The following is a 21,323-nucleotide window of genomic DNA, read 5'->3' on the forward strand; positions in this document are numbered from 1 at the left end:
AGATTTTCTGGGCATATTTTATCGACCATTGTTGTTACCCCAACGAACTGAGTGACTATTTCCCCCCAACTTAAATTAATTATCGACCAAACCCAACAGCTATTAACTTGGGCAAAAAACATTGAGGACAACAGTACTGATGTGTTTGCAGTGGCGCAGCACCTTACCCGTAAATTAGGGGCTCACTATCGGGCTGACGGGCTAACGGAGTTTGGTTTTTGGGTGCCTGATGCGAGTCGGGAGCCATTTTATCTGGAGGTTTTTACACCGCTGAATGCCATTGATTTTCGCCTTGCAAATCAAGAGATCCAATGTCGTTTAGATCGGGTAAATCTTCCTCGCCAAGGGGAGTTTGTCTGGGGTGTTGTGGCGGGTTTACAGGCAGGCGATCGCCACCAATCAGGTGCTTTCTATTGGCTACGACAGGGAGAAGATGATACTCCTGAAAACATTGTGCGCGATATTTTTGCCGATTCATTACCCTACGGAATTTTTGCGCCAGCAGAACTTTACAATATGGCGAAATTGCAGGGCGATCGCCGTGACCTTGAATATTTTCAAACAAATGCCGTTGTAAAACCGCCGACAAATATTTTGCAAATTCATGTGGGCACAGCATCGAAAGAAGGCACCTTTGAGGGGTTGACCCACATTTACCAAAAGCTTTCCCAAAAACTGGCCAACAAACAAGTTTTAACCACCGCCGAAAAAAATTATGTGGGGTTTGACGCGATTGAACTATTGCCCATTGAGCCAACGGTGGAGTATTTGCCAGAAGGAGAACTGATCAATCAACGCTTTTGGCAGGTGATGTCGGCATCAAATCGCTATCTACACATTAAGCTCCGTAAGCCTGACGTTAAAAATTGGGGCTACGATGACCCCATTATCGGAGCCGCGGCGGTGAGTCCGTCCCAACTGGGTAGTTTGCGTCCGACAGAAATTGTCGATTTTATTGCCACTGTGCACAACTTTTCCCAAGGTGCTATTCAAGTCATTTTTGACCTCGTGTATGGCCATCTCCATAACCAGGCTCTACTTCTGATTAATGCGCGATTTTGCCGTGGCGATAATATGTATGGTCAGGATACCAATCAGCAGCATCCCATGGTGCGGGCTATTTTACTGGAATTGGAGCGCCGTAAAATTAATCTCGGTGCCGATGGGATTCGCGTGGATGGCGGGCAGGATTTTCAAATTAAAGATGAGCGAGGCCGTCTCGACTATGACTCTGGTTTTCTCCTCGCCATGGGTGATGTAAAGCAGGAAATCGGCGGACATTGCCGCAAAATTTTAGCGATTTACGAAGACGGCCGACCTTGGCCTAACTCTGGTTGGGAATTGAAGGCAACCTATCGCGATCTAATCGAGCAAAAACCGGATTGCTTTCAGTGGAGTCCGCTAATTTTTGAACATAATACGCCGACATTACAGGGCTTTTGGATACAAAAATGGGGGGATGTTTCCCGCACGATGTGGCAAGGCGATCGCTGGATTACGGGCTATGCCAATCACGATACGGTGCGCAAGGGCAACCAAATTGATACGAGGGCGACGCGTATTAATGAGTATTTTGGGGAAACTTTACCGGAGATTTTACGAAATGCCTATGACAATCCTGCGACCCAGTTGTGGATTTATGGCTTTAGTCCGGGTATTCCCATGGACTTTCTTAATGCCCTAATGCATGCGCCTTGGGGTTTTTTCCGTAATACGGATGATCACTATGGGGTGAAGGTGGCGGCGGAGGAAATTGGTTTTTTTTACTGGCAAGTGACACCGGAACTGTACCAGCAGCCCTGGGCGTTTCGTCATTTAAAAGAGTTTGGGTTTCGCACCCTGAAGCAAGCCCGCCACTTACTTAAAACCTTTGAAAAGGCGATCGCCACTTTAGACTACGACCTCGAAAAAATTGCCGAGTTTTGTCGGGCGCAATTATCCCCGAATTACCCGCGCCTCAGTTATCTCGATGTGACGCAGCTAAAACTCATTGCCACAGCCTTTGTGGAGGATGGCCACGCTGTTTCCCAAGTGCACCATTATTTCAACAATTTACCCCGCGATCGCTGCAATTTTAACTACGCACTGCGGCAATATCGCAAAAATCAGCCTTGGCTACAGCAAAATCTCTGCTTTGAGCAGGGTGATCGCTTTCACCATATGTCCGATGATAAACGCACGGTTTTCTATGGAATGCGTACAAATCCGGTGACCAAAGAGCGTTTGGCTATGGTTGTCCATATGGCTGGTGCACCCATGACTGTCACCCTAGGGTCGTGGCTCTGTCTTGATCTCGCCCAATGGCACTTGGCGATCGCCACCCCGGGTTTGGATATTGTGGAGACTACCGAGCTAGAGCGCATCAAACTGCGTAATGGTGAAGGTTTTATCATTACGACGGAACCACCCTAGAGGCGGCGATCGCCCATTGATAACCTAATTTTTCAATATCTAACTTTTTTATAAACCACTTTTTTTTAACATCACCTAAAAAACTTTGATTTGGGAGAAATAATGGCAAACTCAAAATATGTAATGGCGTTAGATCTCGGCACAACTGGTAACCGAGCCCTCATTTTTAACGCAGCCGGCGACATCGTTGCCCAAGCCTACAAAGAATTACCCCAGCATTATCCCCAGCCCGGTTGGGTTGAGCATGATGGGATGGATATTTGGCAAGATGCCCAAACCGTGATGCAGCAAGCGATGCGGGAAAATAATATTGCTCCCACCGAGATTGCTTCCATTGGGCTGACCGTACAGCGCGAGACCTGTTTACTCTGGGATAAAACCACCGGCAAACCCCTCCACAACGCCATTGTGTGGCAAGATCGCCGCACCGCAGATTTTTGTAGCAAACTCAGTGCAGCAGGCAAAGCCAGTGCAATTTACGACAAAACGGGTTTAGTCTTAGACGCTTATTTCTCCGCGACAAAACTCAATTGGTTATTGGATTGGGCGAAAAAAAATAGTGACATCAATTTAGACCATGTTCTTGCTGGAACCGTTGACACTTGGGCTTTGTGGAATCTCACTGGCGGCAAAGTTCACGCCACGGATCACAGTAACGCCAGCCGGACAATGTTACTCAATCTCAACACGCAAAATTGGGATGCGGAACTACTGGATTTATTTGGAATTCCCGCGTCAATGATGCCCAAGGTGCAATCGAGTTTAGGCGTTTTTGGTTACACCGATCCCGCTTTATTCGGTGCAGAAATTCCCATTGCCGCCATCTTTGGGGATCAACAGGCAGCCCTCTATGCCCATGGTTGCGATCGCCCCGGTTTGTTGAAATGTACCTATGGCACGGGGGCGTTTTTAGTGGCTCACACGGGTGATCAAATTACGCGATCCCAGCACAAACTGTTAACTACCATTGCCTGCACCCAGCTCAATGCCGATCAGACGAAAACCGAGGTGGGTTATGCCCTTGAGGGGAGCATGTTTACCGCTGGAGCTTGTGTCCAATGGTTGCGGGATGGTCTAGAAATTATTAAATCTGCCAGCGAAACGGAAGGACTTGCTTTGTCTGTGCCCGATAATGGCGGCGCATATTTTGTGCCTGCCCTGAGCGGTTTGGGTGCGCCCCACTGGGATATGGCGGCAAGGGGAGCATTTCTAGGGATTACCCGTGGCGTTGGGAAAGCCCATATGGTTCGCGCAGTACTGGAGGCGATCGCCTACCAAGCCAAGGAAGTAGTTGACGCGATTAATGAAGATTCCGGCACACCGATTAAAGAACTTAAGGTCGATGGCGGTGCTTGCCAAAACAATTTTTTGATGCAGTTCCAAGCCGATGTGTTGGGGATTCCCGTGGAACGTCCCGCCGTGCTCGATGCCACCGCCCAAGGCGCAGCTTTTGCCGCAGGTTTAGCCGTGGGTTTCTGGGATAGTTACGAAAAACTGGTGGGCGATCGCCAAATTGATCGCGTATTTACCCCCGGTAACGGAGCCGCCGCCGCCCAAGCAAACTTTGCGACATGGCAAAAAGCCGTGGAACGCGCCAAAGACTGGATTTAACGTTTTTTTATTTAGCGAAAAGTCCCCCTGTGTTAAGGGGGATTTAGGGGGAGCTCCCCATCACAATTATTGATTACACAGAGGTTTATGATTTTCTCGCCGCTCCATGAGCAATCCTACTCCCTTAACCATGAGGCGTTTATTAAAACCCTCGCCACCACCGAAAATTTACTAATCATCCAAGACCTCGATGGCGTTTGTATGGGTTTAGTGAAAGATCCCCTCACCCGCAAAATTAGCCCCGACTATATCCGTGCGACCCAGCAATTTGACAGCCATTTTTTCGTGCTAACCAATGGTGAACACGAAGGACGACGGGGCGTTAACCGTATCGTTGAAAAAGCTTTTAGTAATGGTGATCAAGTTTCCTATTTACCCGGTTTAGCGGCAGGTGGTGTCCAGTGGCAAACCCGTAACGGCGAAATTTCCCATCCCGGTGTCACCCAAGCCGAACTTACGTTTTTGGCTTCGGTGCCGATGTTTATCGAGCAAAGTTTAGCCACTTTTTTTGAAGAGCATTCAGACTATTTCGCCGAGTCAAAACGCAAGATGCTCGTTCAGGCGGCAGTACTTGATAACCTTGTTTCTCCCACGGCAAATCTCAATGTTTTAGCAGAACATTTGCAGGACAATCTCGATATTTACCTGCAACTCCAAAAGGCGATCGCCGCCCTGATGGATGACCTTTTAGACAAAGCCAAAGCACAAGACTTAGACAATAGCTTTTTCGTCCATTACGCCCCAAACCTAGGGCGGGACGACAACGGCAAAGAAATTGTGCGGTTTGCCACAGCTAGCGATTCCGGTACAACAGATTTCCAGTTTATGTTGCGCGGCGCGGTCAAAGAAGCAGGTGTGCCAGTGTTGCTCAACCATTATTATCATCAGCGTACGGGCAGCTATCCCCTCGGTGCCGAGTTTAACGCTCGCCAAGCCCCCCAAGAAAATAGCGCGTTATTGCAACTCATAAAAGATAATTTCGACCCAGCTTTGATGCCCCTAATCATTGGCGTGGGCGATACCATCACCAGCCAAATCGAACTCGATACTATCCGTCGCGGCGGTAGCGATCGCCTATTTTTGCAACTAATCCAAGACATAGGCGCATGGGCAAAGAGCAGTAATCTTGTCACATACATCGACAGTTCCCAAGGCGAACTAAAAAACCGAATCCCCCTGACCCTCGATGAAATTAACGGCGAAATGAAAGTCGTAACAGGCGTAACCGATCCCGCCGATCCCCTACAGATCAACATCGCATTCCCCGGTGGCTTCCAGCAATACACCGCCGCTTTCCAAGAAGCCGCTAATTTACGCACCCAAGCGAAGCACTGATACCTGATCACTGATAACTGTTAACTGACTATGGCAAGCGTAACCTTCGAACAGGTAACCAAACAATTTGGCGACTACACCGCCGTTAATAACCTAAATTTAGAAATTGCCGATGGAGAATTTCTGGTGTTTGTGGGGCCATCCGGCTGCGGTAAAACCACGTCATTGCGGCTATTAGCAGGCTTAGAAACCATTAGCTCCGGTAACATCTGGATCGGCGATCGCCCCGTAAATCAACTGTCCCCAAAAGATCGTGACATTGCGATGGTGTTCCAATCCTACGCCCTGTATCCCCACATGAGCGTCTTTGAAAATATGGCCTTTAGCTTGCAATTGCAGGGCAATTCCAAAGCCGACATCAAAAAACGAGTCCAAAGTGCCGCAGCGCAGCTTGGCATCGAAACATTATTGCACCGTAAACCCAAAGAATTATCCGGCGGCCAACGGCAACGAGTGGCAGTCGGGCGGGCGATCGTGCGGCAACCAGCGGTTTTTCTGATGGATGAACCCCTATCGAACCTCGACGCAAAATTGCGGGTACAGGCGCGGAAGGAAATTAGTAAATTGCAACATGATCTCAAAACAACTTTTATTTACGTCACCCACGACCAAGTAGAAGCCATGACCATGGGCGATCGCATTGCCGTGATGAAAGACGGCATTTTGCAGCAAGTCGATAGCCCCGCCAATCTCTATAACAATCCCGCTAATAAATTTGTGGCGAGTTTTATCGGGAGTCCAGCCATGAACTTTTTTGAAATTGAGCAGACCACCGCAGCCGGTAATCCTGTCCTCAAAATTGGCGATCAAACCCTTCCTCTGCCTAGCTCAGTAAATCTTGGTAATAATCCTGTCACCCTCGGTATCCGTCCCGAAAATATTTACCACCCCCAATATTTGCCGCCGGATATTCATAGCATCAAAATCTCGGCGATCGTTAACCTAATCGAAATGATGGGCAACGAACTCATCGTCTATTTACAAACCTCTGACAACATCGAATTTGTCGCGCGCATCGATCCTCGTGCTGAGGTGGCGGAAGGACAAGAGCTATCTTGGCTATTCGATACAGAGCGGCTGTACTTTTTTGATCGCGATATGGAAACCGTTCTAGCCTAAGTATTTACGCTTATCGTGTTAGAGAAATCTTTTTTTGAAACTTCCTTAAAAAACCTTATTTAAATTTTTAATTCCATAATTTAATCTCACAATGAAAACTTTCTTCTCTCAATTTCAGCTCAACTCCACAGCGAAATACCTTACGCCTCTTTTAGCTGGGTCAATGCTCCTCGCTAGTTGCCAACCCGCAGATCAAGCCGGTGGCGGTGGCGGAGAAAATGATCAACCCCAAGTGACAATTCTCGGCGTGATGATCGGCGAACAACAAGAAAAAGTTGAAGCCGCCCTTGCCCCCTTTACCGAAGAAACGGGCATTGAAGTAGTTTATGAAGGCACAGATTCCTTCGCCACAACCCTACCGATCCGTGTGGATTCCGGTAGCCCACCAGACTTAGCCATGTTTCCCCAACCCGGTTTGATGGCAGATTTTGCCCGCGAAGGCATGATGATTCCCCTCACCGAATTTATGACCGAGGAAGAGCTAGCCGCCGCCTATGATCAGGCATGGATTGATTTGGGGACAGTGGACGGTGATGTCTACGGTGCTTGGTATCGTGCCTCTGTGAAAAGTTTGGTGTGGTACAACCCTGAGCAGTTCGACGCGAATGGTTATGAAGTGCCGATGTCATGGGACGAAATGCTGGCATTGAGTGACCAAATCGTATCCGAAGGAAAAACCCCTTGGTGTCTGGGTATGGAAAGTGGCGATGCAACGGGTTGGGTTGGTACGGACTGGGTAGAGGAAATTATGCTGCGAACAGCTTCCCCGGAAACCTATGACCAATGGATTAGCCACGAAATTCCGTTTAATGATCCGGCGGTGAAAAATGCCGTGGATAAATTCGGTGAGATTGCCCGCAATGAGGAGTATATTTACGGCGGCATGGTGGGTGCTTTGAGTACGCCTTTTGGGGATTCGATTCGGGGTTTATTTGGCGAAGAACCGAATTGTTACCTCCACAAACAGGGCAATTTTATCGCCGCATTTTTGCCGGAAGACATCGACACCGCTAGCGAAGTGGGAATTTTTCCTCTGCCGAGTATTGACCCTGCATATGGCTTGCCTGTGTTGGTTGCTGGAGATGTGTTTGGCATGTTTAACGACACCCCCGAAGCGCGACAGTTGATGGAATACCTCACCACAAAAATTCCCCACGAAGTTGCCGCAGAGCTGGGTGGTTATATTTCTCCCCGCAAGGATATTGACCCAGCCCTTTACCCTGATGATTTGACGCGGGTGCAGGCAGAAATTCTTGATAATGCCGATGTCATTCGGTTTGATGCGTCGGATATGATGCCCGGTGCGGTGGGAACTGGCACATTCTGGTCGGGCATGGTGGACTATGTCGGCGGCACGGATGCAGACACGGTTTTACAGAACATTGAAGACAGTTGGCCAGAGTAAATCAATCCTTCCTTGGGGAAGGTGCCGAAGGCGGAAGGGGTTGCGATAGTCTACGGAAACCCACCCCTTAATCCCCTCCCAAGAGGGGAATTTAGTTAAGGCGTTTTTATCCGAAATGGTTCATTTTATGAACAATTGAATTGGGGGGAATAATGGAAATTTTGTATCGAATTGGCTCAGTGGTGTTGGCGATCGCCCTCGGATGTGGCGGCGTAATTGGGCTATTTTATGGCGCAAATTTAGCGATTAATGCGTTGCCGAAACCGTGGAATAATCGTCTGTTGCCTTGGGTCTATATTTCACCAGCGTTGGCATTGCTGTCGGGCTATTTGATTTTGCCCACCATTCAAACCATTTACCTAAGTTTTTTTGATGGGCGATCGCAGAATTTTGTCGGGCTAAAAAACTACATCTTTGCCTTTACCGATCAGTCGATGCGGGTGGCTTTCAGGAATAATTTGCTGTGGCTAGTGTTGGTGACGGGCATTAGCGTCAGTTTGGGCTTAATTATCGCGGTGCTCGTGGATAAGGTGAAGTACGAGGCGATCGCCAAATCTCTGATCTTTCTCCCCATGGCGATTTCCTTTGTGGGGGCAAGCGTCATCTGGAAATTTATCTACGCCTACAAACCCGCCGGCGATGCCCAAATCGGTTTACTCAATGCCGTGGTGGTGAGTTTAGGCTTTGAGCCCGTGGGCTGGCTGGTGGAAAGGTCAGTCAACAATTTTGCCCTAATTGCCATCATGATTTGGCTGTACACCGGATTTTGTATGGTGATCCTCTCAGCAGCAGTGAAAGGCATTCCCGAAGATGTGATCGAAGCCGCAAAAATTGACGGGGCAAATAGTTGGCAAATTTTCTTTCGCATCACCATCCCGATGATTCGCTCCACCATTCTTGTGGTCAGTACCACGGTGGTGATTTTGGTATTAAAAGTTTTCGATATTGTCTTTGTGATGACAGGCGGTAACCAAGGCACAGAGGTGATTGCCAGTCGTATGATCAAAGAAATGTTTAACTTCCGCAACTTTGGGCGTGGGTCGGCGATCGCCGTGATTTTATTAATCCTGATTATCCCCGTGATGATTGGTAATATTCGTCGGTTTCGTACCCAAGAAAAACTGCGTTAATGACGTTCACTGCTCAAATGAGTATGCCACTCTGAATTAGAAACATTGCCTAAAAAACGTGTTTGGAAAAGCGTAATGACACTTAAAGAAAAACTCCATCAAATTATCGATAGTGCTGACGAAAATAGCCTTCAAGTTCTGTGGCAATTTTGGCAACAAAACCAGCACCAATCTTTAGAGCTTACTGCCGTCCCGCTTGACTCTGTTGACTTGAGTCCCTTCGAAGAGACCAATGGTTTACTCATCATTAAAGAAGCATACGATGTTAATTTAGACAAAACGGATTGGGTGGAAATTTCTAGAGAAGAACGTCTTCAGCAAATTATGGAGCTATGAAGGTTTTATTTGATACCAATATCGTGGTTGCTTCGTTTCTCAAGCATCACTCTCATCACAAACTCGCTTTACCATGGCTCGAAAAAACAAAAAATAATGAGATTCAAGGTTATCTTTCCACGCATTCTCTGAGTGAAATTTATAGTGTTTTGACTCGCATTCCTCTTCCTACTCCTATTTCCTCTAAACAAGCCCAATATCTAATCACAACTAATCTCCAGCAATTCACTTTTGTCTCTTTAGATAGCCCTGATTACTTTCGGATTTTAGGACGAGTTGCTCAGTTAAATATTACTGGCGGCGGAATTTTCGACGCAATTATTGCCGAAGCTGCATTAAAGATAAAAGCCGATGTACTTCTCACTCTTAATCTCAAACATTTTGTTCGTTTGGGCGACGATATTCAATCTATTGCGCGATCACCGTGATTTTATTGATGTTGAATAAAATAAAACATTTCTACGAGGAGGAATAATGAAGTTTGTTTTGTGCTTAAAAAACGAGAACTATGCAGCATCCCTTGAGCCACGGAAAATTTATCAAACTATTGAGGATGCTCAAGCTCAGACAAAAAACTTTCTCAGAATTATTGATGAGTCTGGCAAGGATTATCTTTATCCTGCAAATTATTTTGCACCGATTCAAGTCCCGGACAGTGCTATTTCGCTTTTTGCAACTTCGTAATCATTTCCCAGCTAATCCATAAATTCAGCAATTTCAACCTTTATCGTCATGGCAGCAGTTAAGCAAAAACAAGCCTTTTGGCAGAAAATGCCCATTCATATCGCGATTGTGGCGATCGCCTTTTTGTGGACATTACCCAGTGTCGGTTTGCTGATCAGTTCCCTCCGCAAACGGGACGACATGCTGACGACGGGTTGGTGGACAGTCTTTCAACATCCCTTTGAACTGACGCAATATCACCTCGGCAACTACATCGACGTGATCAATTCCCAGGGGATGGGGCAGTCATTTTTAAATAGTCTGACTATCTCCATTCCCGCCACCATTATTCCCATTGCGATCGCCTGTTTTGCAGCCTATGCCTTTGCTTGGATGAAATTTCCGGGGCGACAATTGCTGTTTATTTTGGTGGTTTGTCTGCTGGTTGTGCCGCTCCAAACGACGCTGATTCCCGTATTGCGCGTGTATCGAGATTGGGGATTGTCCAATAGTTTTCTGGGAATTTGGCTGGCGCACACCGGTTATGGTTTGCCCCTCGGCATTTATCTGTTGCGCAACTATATCGGCGCATTACCGAAGGATTTGATCGAAGCGGCTCAGGTGGATGGTGCATCCCATCTGAAGATTTTTACGAAATTAATTGTGCCCCTCTCGATGCCGGCGATCGCCTCCTTTGCGGTCTTTCAATTTCTCTGGGTGTGGAACGATTTGCTGATCGCATTGGTTTATCTCGGTGGTACGCCAGACGTTGCGCCAGTCACGATCCAGCTCACAAACCTCGTCGGTTCCCGTGGGCAAGATTGGCATCTTTTAACGGCAGGGGCGTTTATTTCAATGACTGTGCCGCTGATGGTTTTCTTTGGGCTGCAACGGTATTTTGTGCGCGGTATTTTGGCGGGTTCTGTGAAATCTTAAGCCTTATGAAAAATTGCTTTGAGAGAATTGAGATTGAGCTGAATTTTCGTATCGACTAATTGCTCATCAACTGTGAGGCGATCGCCTGTCACCCAGACTTTTTCGGGAGTAAATTTATACATCCGGCGACAAGACTGCCCTAAATAATCTTTGGCGAGGCGAGGATTGGGACGTTTGGCGCGTTGGTCAAAAAGTTTGAGAATATTTTGTGCTGCCATTTCGCCATTTAATTCCGTCGCAAACCCCGAAAAATACACTGCTTTCACCTTTGCCACATCGTATAGAGTGATGAATGATCGCCCTTCATTTTGCGCTAAATTTTGGGAATGTTGGGCGGCGATCGCCGAAGACCAGTAAAGATTCAATTCCTGATCAAACACGTAAAACAGAGGTGTTGACCAAGGTATTCCGCCAATAGAAGCTGTCGCTAAAGTGCAATAAATTTGTTCAGAAATTAAAGAAGCAGCAAGGGCGATCGCCCCAGTACTTTCCAAGCTTTCCGACTCAGCGGTATTCACCCACCCATTAGCTGCTGTCGCGATTTGCGGTTTCGACATGGAATTCAAACTAAAAAACTTTGTTACGATCCTGATTAATCTTTACTGTAGCGAGTTTGTAGCGAAATTTATGGCCGTTTATCCCGCCCCAGCCGAAAGTATCATCGATGTCAAAATCGATAAACCCATTATTTTTTTCGATGGTGAATGCAATCTCTGCAATGGTTTTGTGGACTTTATGCTGAAGATTGACTACGAGCAAAAATTCTATCTCGCTCCCCTCCAAGGTTCCACCGCCAAGCAATATTTACCACCTCTGCCCCCTCAACAAGAAGACTGGGCGATCGCCTATTTTGAGGGCAAGAAAACCTATTTCGCGTCCGAAGCCTGCATTGAAATCTGTAAAGAACTCGGCGGCATTTGGTCAATTTTTGCTTTAACGCAACCCTTACCTGTGAGCTTTCGAGATTTCGTCTACAGTATCGTTGCAACCAATCGTTATAACTGGTTTGGACAAACCGCTTGTCGCACCATGACCTTTGACGGGCGATCGCCATTTCTTCCCTAAAAATTCAACTATTAACAATTGCATAACTTTTTATTTTGTCAACGATAAATCAATAAGAGTTAAGTCTACTGACTTATTTACTCGTTTTTATTGACAACCTCAGGAGAAACATCATGGGAAGACAAGCCCAAGAACTCATCAACAAATACGGTGGCGACTACAGCTGGGACGAATTACGTCAGGTTCATAAAAAAGCCGATTTTTCCAAAATCCAATATGCATTTCCGAAAAGCGTTGGTGGAAATACATTTTCCCAACTCGAGTCTCTTGCGAAACAAGGAGATGCTGATGCCAAGAAAGCAATTAAGCTGCCACTGCAAATTCGTCGATTAAATGAAAAACTGTAATTAAACAGATCCATCACAATTGAGTCTTTCTTTAGAAGCAGAGAAGTATTTAGAACCCTTCACAACATATCTGAAGGGTTTCGTTATGATAAATCGACTGAAATTCCCTTGGAGGAAAACTGACGGTCAATCATCCGATACTATGATGTAGGCAAAAAATCTGCCCGGCAAATCAGCAAAAATTGGAGGCAACCAAGGTGGCAACTCGCGTCATTATCGTGCGTCACGGACAAAGTACTTACAACGCTCTCAAAATGATCCAAGGACGTTGTGACGAATCAGTACTCACCGACAAAGGGATCGCCGATGCCACAACCGTAGGTAAAACCCTCAACGGCATCAACTTCGCCGCCATCTATTGCAGCCCCCTCCAACGCGCAACCCAAACCGCCCAAACAATTCATGCTCAACTTGGCGAGGGTAATCCCGCACCAGTCCCCGCCGAAGGATTACGGGAAATTGATTTGCCCAACTGGGAAAAAATGCCCAAAACTGAAGTTGCCGAAAAATTTCCAGAAGAATACCGTCTCTGGCACGAAAAGCCCGCTGAATTTTGCATGATTCTCCCCGACGGCACAGAGCATTACCCCGTGAGAAGTCTCTATGAACAAGCCAAGGGTTTCTGGCAAGAAATTCTAGCTAAACACAAAGACGAAACCATTCTCATCGTTGCCCACAATGGCATTAACCGTTGCCTAATCATGAGTGCCTCCGGCATTGACCCCAGCAAATATCAAGGCATCCAACAATCCAACTGCTGCATTAACGTCATTAATTTCAAAGGCGGTCTAGGCGAAACAGTTCAATACGAATCCCTCAACCAAACCGAACATCTCGGCGTAAAAATTCCCTCTTTCCGTCCCGGCCATGAAGGTCTACGGATTTTGTTAGTGCGCCACGGCGAAACCAACTGGAATAAAGAAGGTCGTTTCCAAGGCTCTAAAGATATTCCCCTCAACGATAATGGTCGCGCCCAAGCCGCCAAGGCACAGGCATTTCTCAAAGATGTCGAGTTGCATTTTGCCATGAGTAGTTCTTTGAGCCGTCCGAAGGAAACCGCCGAAATTATCCTCCAAGCCCACGGTGATATTCCCCTTGACACCCATGATGAACTGATCGAAATTGGTCATGGTCTCTGGGAAGGCAAGCTAGAAGCAGAAATTGAAGCGGGTTTCCCCGGTATGCTCGAAGAATGGCAAACCACTCCCGAAACGGTGCAAATGCCTGAGGGGGAAAATATCCAAGGGGTTTGGGAGCGTGCCAATAGGGCTTGGGATGAAATTATCGAAAGATATGCGGCGAAGCCTAACCAAGTGGGCATTGTTGTTGCCCATGATGCGATTAATAAGGTGATTCTTTGTCGTTTGATGGGTCTGCAACCTAAAGATATTTGGGCGATTAAACAGGGAAATTGTGCGGTGACGGTCATTGATTACCTCAAGGGTGCTGATAGTGAACCGATTGTGCAGGCGATGAATATTACTTCTCATCTAGGTTTTGGGGTCATCGATAAAACTGCTGCTGGTGCGCTGTAAGCTGGTGCGCTGTAAACTGGTGCGCTGTAAAAATGAGTAGATAAAAAAAACAACAAATAAAGGGGCGATCGCCCCTAATGTGAAATAAATATTTTTCCCATGGGACTAGGGCGACAGTCATTAATTTGATTCTTCCAGCGTTCCTCACTGTGCCTGATAAATATTTTTCCCATGGGACTAGGGTGACAGTCATTGTCGGTGGTTTTTTCATAAACACTTTCTCAGAAATAATCCACCTCTGAGGCCAACCATGGGAGGATATTTGAGGTGTGAGGCTGATTCCCATATACCCCGACAAAATTATTATTTAATATTGTTTTTGATTTATGGAAAATATCTCTGACTTCAACAAAAATATTGCTGTTTTATATGAAAAAGATTCTAGTATCAATAAAACCGTTGCCATCAAAGAACTTCTAGACTGTGACGAAATTGGATTAGAAATAGTCAAGCGTTTTGTTTTAGATAGAACGAATCGAGTCAGTGTTAGGTTGCTTGCCCTTGCTGAGCTATGGAATCACCAAGCTGACTACAAGGATTGGATTATTACGCTGATCGAAGCAGAACAGGAATATTTATTTTTACAGCAAGATTTTCTGGATTTTCTCTACAAAAATGGTGACGAACAATGGCTAGAAAGACTTTCTAAAAGTCAAAATCAAACCCTTAGGGTAAAGGCCTCGGAGGTGTTTTTACAAAAGCTCCATAAACGGATTTCCCAGCTTAATGAATCTGTGATTCCCTATCAACAATCTCTAGAGATTGAAAATCAAAAATTGAGGGATTTATCTGCTCTGCTAGATGCGGAAAAACGTGAGGAAAGCCGACTCTATCAGGAAATAGAAAAAATTAAACGGGAAATTGGGCAGTTAGAGGAGCGCAAGCAAAAACTTAATTTAGAAATTTCTGTGCAAAGGGACAATGTGAATGCGTGCCAAACAGAGCTAAATGATATTCAGTCTGAAAAGGAGCGGGAAATCCATGCTCTACAACGACGAATCCAAGAGTTGTCTACTCTGTTTCAGCAGAAGGAAATGGCTCATTTAGCTGAAACGGATTTAGCGGCTAGCCGTTTTTCTTGATGGCTGTAGTGATTTTCAAGGGGTGATGCGGCGATCGCCAATTATTATGCCAACACTATGCTCTTCTACCAAACAAAGATCACAAACCCCATCAGAGATTCACGAAGCATCCTAAGATAAATAAGTCTGAACGGATTTTAAGTTAATCGATGGAAGATTTGCTCAAAGGATTAAATATTTACCTCGTCGGCATGATGGGCACGGGGAAAAGTACCCTCGCCAAGATTATTGCGGAGATTATGAACTACCGCGTTCTAGATTCTGACGACATTATTGAGCAGCTTGCAGGCGCTTCAATTAGTGACATTTTTGCTGAGATGGGCGAACCGGAATTCCGTAAACTTGAAACCCAAGTGCTGGGCAAAATTGCGGTACAAACCCGTACCGTTGTGGCGACGGGCGGCGGTATTATTTTGTCCAAGGATAATTGGTATTATCTCCGCCAAGGTTTAACGATCTGGCTCGATGTGCCCATGCCATTACTTATGGATCGTTTACGCAGCGATACGAAACGGCCGCTATTGCGTAATGTCGACCTTGAAACCAAACTGAGTCAACTGCTCAATGAACGGCGATCGCTGTATCAAGAAGCCGATTTACATTTTTCGATTAGTACTGCTCGGCCACCCCGCGCTGTGGCAGAAGACATCATTGCCACCATTCCCTCTGTGCTGCGTAAACCACCGCAAATCATTGGTGAGAACAACTAGGCACTCTTAATTTGATTGCTGTGATGAATTTCATCAAAAATTGACGAGATTACACATCTTTAACAGATGGGGCGATCGCCCATCCCGTAAAATACCAAGCAGCTTATTTATTTTTTACCTAGTTAGTACAGCCAATCATTCATGGAAAGCGAATATATCAGAGAAGCGGAAGCCACTCGAGTGCGGATTCTTAGTGAAGCCCTGCCCTACATGCAGCAATTTGCCGGACGTACCGTTGTGGTGAAATACGGCGGCGCGGCAATGAAAGATAGTACTCTCAAGGATAAAGTGATTCGTGATATCGTTTTTCTCGCTTGTATTGGTGTTCGCCCTGTGGTGGTTCATGGTGGTGGCCCCGAAATTAACACATGGCTAAGTAAACTTAATATTGAGCCTCAGTTTAAGGATGGTTTGCGGGTCACTGACGCTGACACCATGGATGTGGTGGAGATGGTGCTTGTTGGTCGTGTGAATAAAGAAATTGTTTCTTTAATTAATCAAGCCGGTGCTTCCGCCGTTGGTCTATGTGGTAAAGATGGCAAAATGATCCAAGCGCGCCCTGTGGGAAAGGAAGGGGTAGGTTTTGTCGGTGAGGTGACGAGCATTGATACTAAGCTAATCAAATCTCTTGTTGAGAATGGCTATGTTCCTGTGATCTCTAGTGTGGCAGCGGATGAAACAGGTCAAGCTCATAATATTAATGCTGATACTGTTGCCGGGGAATTAGCCGCAGCGCTCGGGGCTGAAAAATTAATTTTACTGACTGATACGGCGGGGATTCTTCGGGATTATCACGATCCGGCGACGCTCATTCCGAAGGTTAATCTCCAGGAGGCACGGGCACTCATTGATTCTGGTGTTGTGGGTGGTGGGATGATTCCGAAGGTTTCTTGCTGTGTGCGATCGCTGGCGCAAGGGGTAAAGGCGGCTCATATTATTGATGGGCGTATTCCCCATGCTTTATTGCTAGAGATTTTTACGAATGATGGTATTGGCACTATGATCGTTGCGTCGGATCATGTGTATGCCACGCCATTTTCGCCTTTCAAAGAATAGATTAAAGCAACAAGCCGAAGCTCTATTTTTAATGATTTGAGGTGGTTGTCTACGGGGCGATCGCCTCTTTTTTTTAGCAAAATCAGCTTAATTCCAGTCACCTTGGAGAATAAAAGCCGCCCAATAAAAAGGATGTTGCCATTCAGTTTCGGTGCGCATTTGCTGTTGGGTTTGTTGGAGAGCGGCGGCGGGGGTGAGATTTTCCCTGATTAAAAGGCGATAAAAACGGGTCATAAATTCGGCGGTCGCTGCATCGTCTACCTGCCAGAGACTCACAATAATTCTCGGCACGCCAGCGTACATAAATCCACGACTAAGTCCGACTAAACCTTCACCTTTCACTTGTTCGCCAAGTCCGGTTTGGCAAGCGCTGAGTACCACCAAGCTAGCGTTGAGCTTGAGGTTAAACACCTCGCTAAGTCGGAGAAAACCGTTTTGCGGTTCGGCATTTTCGTTAACGAGGGAAAAAACAATGCCGGATAGTTCTGGCTCGACGGTATTGAGAAAGCCGTGGGTTGCCACATGAATCAGGTCATAGTCCTGGAGGCGATCGCCAGTCATGAGGTCTTTACTGGCCTCAAAACTTAGGGCATCAAAGGTTTTTTGGGATTTTTGATTGACAAGGTCTAAAATGCTTTTGGCTTCGGTGCGAGTGCCGAGGAGCCGATCCCAATTTACATCGTCAAAACCTTGGGCAGACCGTTTTAGCGCTAGATTATTGAGACTATTAGAAGCCAGAAAGGTGGGTGCTGGATCGGTAATTTGATTTTCGCAAGTATCTACATCACTTTCTAAACGGCAATCTTTTTCATTGAAAACGGGGTCGGCAATGATTGCTAGGGAAGCATCCGGCTGAATTGGTTTAATGTTTTGGGCGCGTAGGCTGTCTAGGGTCGCAGCAGAAGGGACATTCACGATTTCGTGGCGATCGCCGATGGGGTTGTATTCCTGCCCACTGAGGCTGAGGGCACTAAAGGGAATAAAGTGTAAATCTTCGTCGGCTACAATCACCAACCGTTTTTTGTCTAGCTTCTCTATGGCTGGGCGGAGGATGAGATCACTGAGGGTGGCAATGGCTGCAACCCGTTGTTGGGTTTGACGGCGCTCAAGGTGGGGCGGTAAACCAGTACGGATAGAGGTAATGCTTTGGCGTACAGCCTCGATCGCCTCCCGCAGGGTTTGGGCCCCGGCTAGCTCATAACTGACAAAATCATTTTGACTAATAGCCCATAGATAGCTTTTGTCGCGGTGGAGAGAATATTGCAGCAGCACGGTTTCTTCGTCCAAAATATCCTGCTGTAATGTTTTTAGGGAGGTGGGTTCGGGATATTTAAGCTTGGCGTATTGGGGGCTAGAGCGGCGAATTTCGTCCTGCAATTCTTTATAGGCTGTGGTGGCGATCGCCAGTTTTTCATCGGCTTCCTGTTGCGCTGCGGCCGTACTATCTGGATTGCTAAACACCAAAAATCTCGCCTGCTCCACTTGATCGAGTAGGGCTAATTGTTTTTTTTCTTGTTGGAGTAATGCTGGCTCAACCCCTGCGCGAATATCGGCATTTGCTTCGGCCAACAGATCTAGGAGGGTGCGGGCGCGGGACTGTTCACTGGCGAGAAAAGCTTTTTGGGCGTAACCTTCGTTGGGACTTTTGGCCTCCTGCTCCATCAGCAGCTCGATGTACAGCTCGTAATAAAATTGCACCGTTGCAAAATAAGACTGCCGTAACTCTGGGCTGGCCACAGTGACCCGTAAATCTTCAATAATTTCAATGGCAGACTCGATGGCGACAATGGCTGGTTCTTGATTGTCCCGTTGCCGTTCGAGGTTGGCAATATTGTAAAACGTGAGAGCTTGACCAGAGCGATCGCCGATGGCCTGGGACAAACGCAGGGATGCTTCAAAATAAGCCAGAGCCTGTGCCACATCACCTTGTTTTTCATAGATGAGGCCAAGGTTATTGAGGGTCGTTGCTTCCCCACCACGATCGCCCGTTTCGCGGGTAATGGGTAACGCCTGTTCGTAATATTCCAAAGCCCGTTCAGGACGATTAACATTGGCAAAGACTAAACCCAAATTATTGAGGGTTGTCGCTTCTCCGCCGCGATCGCCAACAGCTTCTAACAGGGGCAATGCTGCGAGGTAATATTCCACAGCCTTTTCGTACTCACCCCGCTCCCCATGGATTACGCCAATATTGCTCAGGGTGCGGGCTTCACCGAGGCGATCGCCGACATTGCGAGAGAGGGGCACAGATGCGGCATAAAATTCAAGGGCACGCTCATCCTCTCCGAGATCATCATAAACAATGCCAATATTATTCAGAGCTGTGGCTTTGCCGCCATCATCAGAAATCTCCTCAAAAATTGCCAAAGCCTGACCATAATAATCCAGAGCCTGTTGGCGCTCCCCCAAAACATCATAGATACTGCCCACATTACTAAGAGTGCGCGCTTCCCCCTGTCGATTACCGACTTCCCGCAACACAGGCAAAGATTCTTCGTAATATTTAAGCGCTTCTTCCTGCTCTCCTAACGCGCCATACACCGCACCGATATTGTTTAACGTCGACCCTTCCCACTGGCGGTTTCCCACTTCCCGGAGCAGTACCAAGGATTTTTTGTAGAGTTCTAGAGCTTTTTGTTTATTGCCAGTCGTAGAGTAAACGTGACCTAAATTATTCGTGACGATCGCCTCACCATAGCGATTTTCTGAGGCCTGATGTAACGCCAATGACGCTTCATACCGTTCTAGGGCAATCTCTTTTTCGCCGAGGGAATCCGCAATAAACCCCAGACTACTGAGCACACTAGCCTGCTGTGCCCTATTCCCGACATTACGGTAGAGCGCTAACGCTTCTAGCCATTTTTCCTCCGCCTGTCGCAGGGCGATCGCCGAACCCTCCTGGTAAAACTCATTCGCCGCATCAGCGAGACGATTAGCTGCGAGATTAATATTTTCCAGCTCAGAAGTTTCCCGCACCGTCAGAAAATAAGTCCCCAGTGTGTCCGGCTCATGGCTCGTCGGAACAATATGAATCAGACCACCATTAGGATTTTCTAGCACTAAACCAGAATGACTGCCGCGAAAATCATCATTTTCCGCAATCTTGTTCCATTCCCCATCAAAAACAAAGAGATGACTATCAAAATCATCACTGCCCAGCAAAATCACTAAATTTTGATTAGCCTCGGTGACAAGTTCAAAAAAATCTACATAACGGCCATTGTCTAGCCGCTCATCTTCTTCCGTGAGCGCCCCCTGTTCGTTGAGGATAAAGTCACGCTCGGTATCTGCCAAACTCGGCATCCCTAACCACAAACCAGAAGCAAAACCCAAAGCCGCGAGGGATTTGCACGTAGCCGCGAAAAATGAGGGGCGCATCAACATAGCCAATGTAAAACTCCGAATAGCTCCGATCCTAAGAAGTTTGAAACAGTAAATGGCAACCCTGTACCAAAATTTATATCAAAATCTTCTATCGTTATTGATCGAGCATCATTTAGGAGACCTAAAGAAACCATGGCAACAGATCAAAATTCCCAAGAGCTGAGTGTGTGGCATTACAAACCTTGGTGGTGTCAACCTTGGTCGATTTTATTAACGGGTTGCGGGGCGATCGCCGGCAGTTGGTTGCTGTTCCACCGCTACTGGCTAACTGGACTAGTGGGAGTGCCACTGACGGCATGGATGGTCTTTTTTGTTGGACTTTATCCCAAGCTTGCGCAGGAGTCGGGCTTACTCGACGAGATGAAAAATCACTAGAAAAGACGTAGGAAATTTTCGCGCATATTATGCTAGTTTCCCCTAAGTCGATACCTTGTAAGTGATCTTAACCCGACGAACCAGTGATTTGGCGGTAGGAACGAAGTGCACTTTTCATCTACATTAGGGTATAAATTTTTATCCTTTCCTAAAAAATTAGTCAGAGCTCATGGACTATAAGACTGCCTATCAATACCTTTCCTCCCAAAGTTCATTGAGCGATCGCCGATCTTTTTTAGCCTTACTAGAACAGCAAAAAGCACCGATTCCCGGACAAGTGACAAATATTCTGTTGACCCTTAAAACGGTTTATCAGCACGTAAAAGGCTTAGATTCTATTGATCGTGGTTTAGCACATATGTTATTTCGCTTGGCCTACGATAGCCGTCAATATTACGAAGCTGGCAAACAACAAGCCGTCAACTGGCCACCTTTACTAAACGAAGACCTCGCCCGCATTGCCCAGGGTGTCAATAATATTTTGTCGAACCAGTGGATCGATACCTAAAAACCATTGCCGTAACCCTGAAGCTCTAGGCTAAAATAACTAAAATACAAAATTTCTGTTGAAGAAAGTACCGTTATGCCACCCTTTGATTTACCTCTAGAAACTCTGCTGGTTGCTGTTTTATATCTGGGTTTAAGTGCCACTTACCTGCTTGTTTTGCCCGCGGGTCTTTACTACTACATTAATAAGCGCTCCCTCGTGGCAAGCTCCATTGAAAGATTATTTATGTACTTTCTGGTGTTTTTCCTATTCCCCGGCATGTTGCTCCTCAGCCCATTCCTTAACCTTCGTCCCCGTCGTCGCGAAGTCTAGGT

Annotated in this window: 22 protein-coding genes; 19 read left to right on the forward strand and 3 right to left on the reverse strand. The window is 46.6% G+C overall.

Annotation, left to right across the window (positions count from 1 at the left end; translation table 11 throughout):
• The first annotated feature begins 51 nt into the window (after nucleotides 1–51).
• From gghA to NIES208_RS12430, 10 genes are all read left to right on the forward strand, one after another.
• Entirely contained in the window at nucleotides 52–2,412 is a 2,361-nt protein-coding gene (gene gghA, locus NIES208_RS12385; protein ID WP_075893212.1) for a glucosylglycerol hydrolase, read from the forward strand.
• A 102-nt stretch (nucleotides 2,413–2,514) separates the two neighbouring features.
• Nucleotides 2,515–4,023 (forward strand): glycerol kinase GlpK, encoded by a 1,509-nt coding sequence (gene glpK, locus NIES208_RS12390; RefSeq protein WP_075893214.1) that lies wholly within the window; start codon nucleotides 2,515–2,517, stop codon nucleotides 4,021–4,023.
• Nucleotides 4,024–4,110: 87 nt separating this feature from the next.
• Nucleotides 4,111–5,358: a glucosylglycerol 3-phosphatase gene (gene stpA / locus NIES208_RS12395; RefSeq protein WP_075893216.1), complete on the forward strand. Its 1,248-nt coding sequence runs from the start codon at nucleotides 4,111–4,113 to the stop codon at nucleotides 5,356–5,358.
• 30 nt (nucleotides 5,359–5,388) lie between these two features.
• Nucleotides 5,389–6,477, forward strand: a complete 1,089-nt coding sequence (locus NIES208_RS12400) for an ABC transporter ATP-binding protein (RefSeq protein ID WP_075893218.1) — start codon at nucleotides 5,389–5,391, stop codon at nucleotides 6,475–6,477.
• 91 nt (nucleotides 6,478–6,568) lie between these two features.
• Nucleotides 6,569–7,882: an ABC transporter substrate-binding protein gene (locus NIES208_RS12405; protein ID WP_084176621.1), complete on the forward strand. Its 1,314-nt coding sequence runs from the start codon at nucleotides 6,569–6,571 to the stop codon at nucleotides 7,880–7,882.
• A gap of 152 nt (nucleotides 7,883–8,034) precedes the next feature.
• Nucleotides 8,035–9,012 carry a carbohydrate ABC transporter permease gene (locus NIES208_RS12410; protein WP_075893222.1) on the forward strand — a complete coding sequence of 326 codons (978 nt, stop codon included), beginning with the start codon at nucleotides 8,035–8,037 and terminating at the stop codon, nucleotides 9,010–9,012.
• Nucleotides 9,013–9,087: 75 nt separating this feature from the next.
• Entirely contained in the window at nucleotides 9,088–9,348 is a 261-nt protein-coding gene (locus tag NIES208_RS12415) for a hypothetical protein (protein ID WP_075893224.1), read from the forward strand.
• On the forward strand, nucleotides 9,345–9,776 hold the full coding sequence (locus NIES208_RS12420) for a type II toxin-antitoxin system VapC family toxin (RefSeq protein WP_075893226.1): 432 nt from the start codon (nucleotides 9,345–9,347) through the stop codon (nucleotides 9,774–9,776). The genes NIES208_RS12415 and NIES208_RS12420 overlap by 4 nt, the downstream gene beginning before the upstream one ends.
• A gap of 46 nt (nucleotides 9,777–9,822) precedes the next feature.
• A complete protein-coding gene (locus NIES208_RS12425) occupies nucleotides 9,823–10,032 on the forward strand; it encodes a hypothetical protein (RefSeq protein ID WP_075893228.1) in 210 nt (69 codons plus the stop codon).
• A gap of 48 nt (nucleotides 10,033–10,080) precedes the next feature.
• On the forward strand, nucleotides 10,081–10,947 hold the full coding sequence (locus tag NIES208_RS12430; protein WP_075893230.1) for a carbohydrate ABC transporter permease: 867 nt from the start codon (nucleotides 10,081–10,083) through the stop codon (nucleotides 10,945–10,947).
• Here the strand turns inward: NIES208_RS12430 and NIES208_RS12435 are convergent.
• Nucleotides 10,944–11,504, reverse strand: a complete 561-nt coding sequence (locus tag NIES208_RS12435; protein ID WP_075893232.1) for a pyridoxamine 5'-phosphate oxidase family protein — start codon at nucleotides 11,502–11,504, stop codon at nucleotides 10,944–10,946. The two genes, NIES208_RS12430 and NIES208_RS12435, sit on opposite strands and share 4 nt — an antisense overlap.
• A gap of 70 nt (nucleotides 11,505–11,574) precedes the next feature.
• On the opposite strand from NIES208_RS12435, the gene NIES208_RS12440 reads away from it, so the two are divergent.
• The 3 genes from NIES208_RS12440 (at nucleotide 11,575) to NIES208_RS12450 (ending at nucleotide 13,894) form a co-directional block, all read left to right on the forward strand.
• The gene (locus tag NIES208_RS12440) at nucleotides 11,575–12,012 is read left to right on the forward strand and encodes a thiol-disulfide oxidoreductase DCC family protein (protein WP_075893262.1); all 438 of its coding nucleotides are present in this window, start codon (nucleotides 11,575–11,577) and stop codon (nucleotides 12,010–12,012) included.
• Nucleotides 12,013–12,125: 113 nt separating this feature from the next.
• The gene (locus NIES208_RS12445) at nucleotides 12,126–12,359 is read left to right on the forward strand and encodes a hypothetical protein (protein WP_075893234.1); all 234 of its coding nucleotides are present in this window, start codon (nucleotides 12,126–12,128) and stop codon (nucleotides 12,357–12,359) included.
• A gap of 197 nt (nucleotides 12,360–12,556) precedes the next feature.
• Nucleotides 12,557–13,894 carry a histidine phosphatase family protein gene (locus NIES208_RS12450; RefSeq protein ID WP_075893264.1) on the forward strand — a complete coding sequence of 446 codons (1,338 nt, stop codon included), beginning with the start codon at nucleotides 12,557–12,559 and terminating at the stop codon, nucleotides 13,892–13,894.
• On the opposite strand, the gene NIES208_RS18630 is transcribed toward NIES208_RS12450, so the two are convergent.
• Nucleotides 13,863–14,105, reverse strand: coding sequence for a hypothetical protein (locus NIES208_RS18630; protein ID WP_139325053.1), 243 nt, complete (start codon nucleotides 14,103–14,105; stop codon nucleotides 13,863–13,865). The two genes, NIES208_RS12450 and NIES208_RS18630, sit on opposite strands and share 32 nt — an antisense overlap.
• Before the next feature lie 115 nt (nucleotides 14,106–14,220).
• Here NIES208_RS18630 and NIES208_RS12455 point away from each other — a divergent pair, with 115 nt between their 5' ends.
• The 3 genes from NIES208_RS12455 to argB all read left to right on the forward strand — a co-directional run bounded on the left by NIES208_RS12455 (nucleotide 14,221) and on the right by argB (nucleotide 16,742).
• Nucleotides 14,221–14,976 (forward strand): hypothetical protein, encoded by a 756-nt coding sequence (locus NIES208_RS12455; RefSeq protein ID WP_075893236.1) that lies wholly within the window; start codon nucleotides 14,221–14,223, stop codon nucleotides 14,974–14,976.
• Between the two features lie 149 nt (nucleotides 14,977–15,125).
• Complete coding sequence (locus NIES208_RS12460; protein ID WP_075893238.1) at nucleotides 15,126–15,686, forward strand: shikimate kinase; 561 nt, start codon at nucleotides 15,126–15,128, stop codon at nucleotides 15,684–15,686.
• 141 nt (nucleotides 15,687–15,827) lie between these two features.
• Nucleotides 15,828–16,742, forward strand: coding sequence for an acetylglutamate kinase (gene argB, locus NIES208_RS12465; protein WP_075893240.1), 915 nt, complete (start codon nucleotides 15,828–15,830; stop codon nucleotides 16,740–16,742).
• A gap of 87 nt (nucleotides 16,743–16,829) precedes the next feature.
• On the opposite strand, the gene NIES208_RS12470 is transcribed toward argB, so the two are convergent.
• Nucleotides 16,830–20,126 (reverse strand): CHAT domain-containing protein, encoded by a 3,297-nt coding sequence (locus tag NIES208_RS12470; protein ID WP_075893242.1) that lies wholly within the window; start codon nucleotides 20,124–20,126, stop codon nucleotides 16,830–16,832.
• A 132-nt stretch (nucleotides 20,127–20,258) separates the two neighbouring features.
• On the opposite strand from NIES208_RS12470, the gene NIES208_RS12475 reads away from it, so the two are divergent.
• The 3 genes from NIES208_RS12475 to ndhL all read left to right on the forward strand — a co-directional run bounded on the left by NIES208_RS12475 (nucleotide 20,259) and on the right by ndhL (nucleotide 21,321).
• Nucleotides 20,259–20,501 (forward strand): DUF6737 family protein, encoded by a 243-nt coding sequence (locus tag NIES208_RS12475; protein WP_075893244.1) that lies wholly within the window; start codon nucleotides 20,259–20,261, stop codon nucleotides 20,499–20,501.
• A 169-nt stretch (nucleotides 20,502–20,670) separates the two neighbouring features.
• A complete protein-coding gene (locus tag NIES208_RS12480) occupies nucleotides 20,671–21,009 on the forward strand; it encodes a hypothetical protein (protein WP_075893246.1) in 339 nt (112 codons plus the stop codon).
• A gap of 75 nt (nucleotides 21,010–21,084) precedes the next feature.
• The gene (gene ndhL / locus NIES208_RS12485; protein WP_075893248.1) at nucleotides 21,085–21,321 is read left to right on the forward strand and encodes an NAD(P)H-quinone oxidoreductase subunit L; all 237 of its coding nucleotides are present in this window, start codon (nucleotides 21,085–21,087) and stop codon (nucleotides 21,319–21,321) included.
• Nucleotides 21,322–21,323: the final 2 nt, after the last annotated feature.

Source organism: [Limnothrix rosea] IAM M-220, from assembly GCF_001904615.1.
Taxonomy (GTDB): domain Bacteria; phylum Cyanobacteriota; class Cyanobacteriia; order Cyanobacteriales; family MRBY01; genus MRBY01.

What these genes read in the sequence shown, in the direction of transcription:
- glpK (WP_075893214.1), top strand. Translation starts at nt 2,515, where the DNA reads ATGGCAAACTCAAAATATGTAATGGCGTTAGATCTCGGCACAACTGGT.
- NIES208_RS12405 (WP_084176621.1), top strand. Translation starts at nt 6,569, where the DNA reads ATGAAAACTTTCTTCTCTCAATTTCAGCTCAACTCCACAGCGAAATAC.
- NIES208_RS12440 (WP_075893262.1), top strand. Translation starts at nt 11,575, where the DNA reads ATGGCCGTTTATCCCGCCCCAGCCGAAAGTATCATCGATGTCAAAATC.
- NIES208_RS12410 (WP_075893222.1), top strand. Translation starts at nt 8,035, where the DNA reads ATGGAAATTTTGTATCGAATTGGCTCAGTGGTGTTGGCGATCGCCCTC.
- NIES208_RS12460 (WP_075893238.1), top strand. Translation starts at nt 15,126, where the DNA reads ATGGAAGATTTGCTCAAAGGATTAAATATTTACCTCGTCGGCATGATG.
- NIES208_RS18630 (WP_139325053.1), bottom strand. Translation starts at nt 14,105, where the DNA reads ATGAAAAAACCACCGACAATGACTGTCACCCTAGTCCCATGGGAAAAA.
- NIES208_RS12445 (WP_075893234.1), top strand. Translation starts at nt 12,126, where the DNA reads ATGGGAAGACAAGCCCAAGAACTCATCAACAAATACGGTGGCGACTAC.
- stpA (WP_075893216.1), top strand. Translation starts at nt 4,111, where the DNA reads ATGATTTTCTCGCCGCTCCATGAGCAATCCTACTCCCTTAACCATGAG.
- NIES208_RS12480 (WP_075893246.1), top strand. Translation starts at nt 20,671, where the DNA reads ATGGACTATAAGACTGCCTATCAATACCTTTCCTCCCAAAGTTCATTG.
- NIES208_RS12430 (WP_075893230.1), top strand. Translation starts at nt 10,081, where the DNA reads ATGGCAGCAGTTAAGCAAAAACAAGCCTTTTGGCAGAAAATGCCCATT.
- NIES208_RS12415 (WP_075893224.1), top strand. Translation starts at nt 9,088, where the DNA reads ATGACACTTAAAGAAAAACTCCATCAAATTATCGATAGTGCTGACGAA.
- argB (WP_075893240.1), top strand. Translation starts at nt 15,828, where the DNA reads ATGGAAAGCGAATATATCAGAGAAGCGGAAGCCACTCGAGTGCGGATT.
- NIES208_RS12435 (WP_075893232.1), bottom strand. Translation starts at nt 11,504, where the DNA reads ATGTCGAAACCGCAAATCGCGACAGCAGCTAATGGGTGGGTGAATACC.
- NIES208_RS12400 (WP_075893218.1), top strand. Translation starts at nt 5,389, where the DNA reads ATGGCAAGCGTAACCTTCGAACAGGTAACCAAACAATTTGGCGACTAC.
- NIES208_RS12420 (WP_075893226.1), top strand. Translation starts at nt 9,345, where the DNA reads ATGAAGGTTTTATTTGATACCAATATCGTGGTTGCTTCGTTTCTCAAG.
- NIES208_RS12425 (WP_075893228.1), top strand. Translation starts at nt 9,823, where the DNA reads ATGAAGTTTGTTTTGTGCTTAAAAAACGAGAACTATGCAGCATCCCTT.
- ndhL (WP_075893248.1), top strand. Translation starts at nt 21,085, where the DNA reads ATGCCACCCTTTGATTTACCTCTAGAAACTCTGCTGGTTGCTGTTTTA.
- NIES208_RS12475 (WP_075893244.1), top strand. Translation starts at nt 20,259, where the DNA reads ATGGCAACAGATCAAAATTCCCAAGAGCTGAGTGTGTGGCATTACAAA.
- NIES208_RS12455 (WP_075893236.1), top strand. Translation starts at nt 14,221, where the DNA reads ATGGAAAATATCTCTGACTTCAACAAAAATATTGCTGTTTTATATGAA.
- NIES208_RS12470 (WP_075893242.1), bottom strand. Translation starts at nt 20,126, where the DNA reads ATGTTGATGCGCCCCTCATTTTTCGCGGCTACGTGCAAATCCCTCGCG.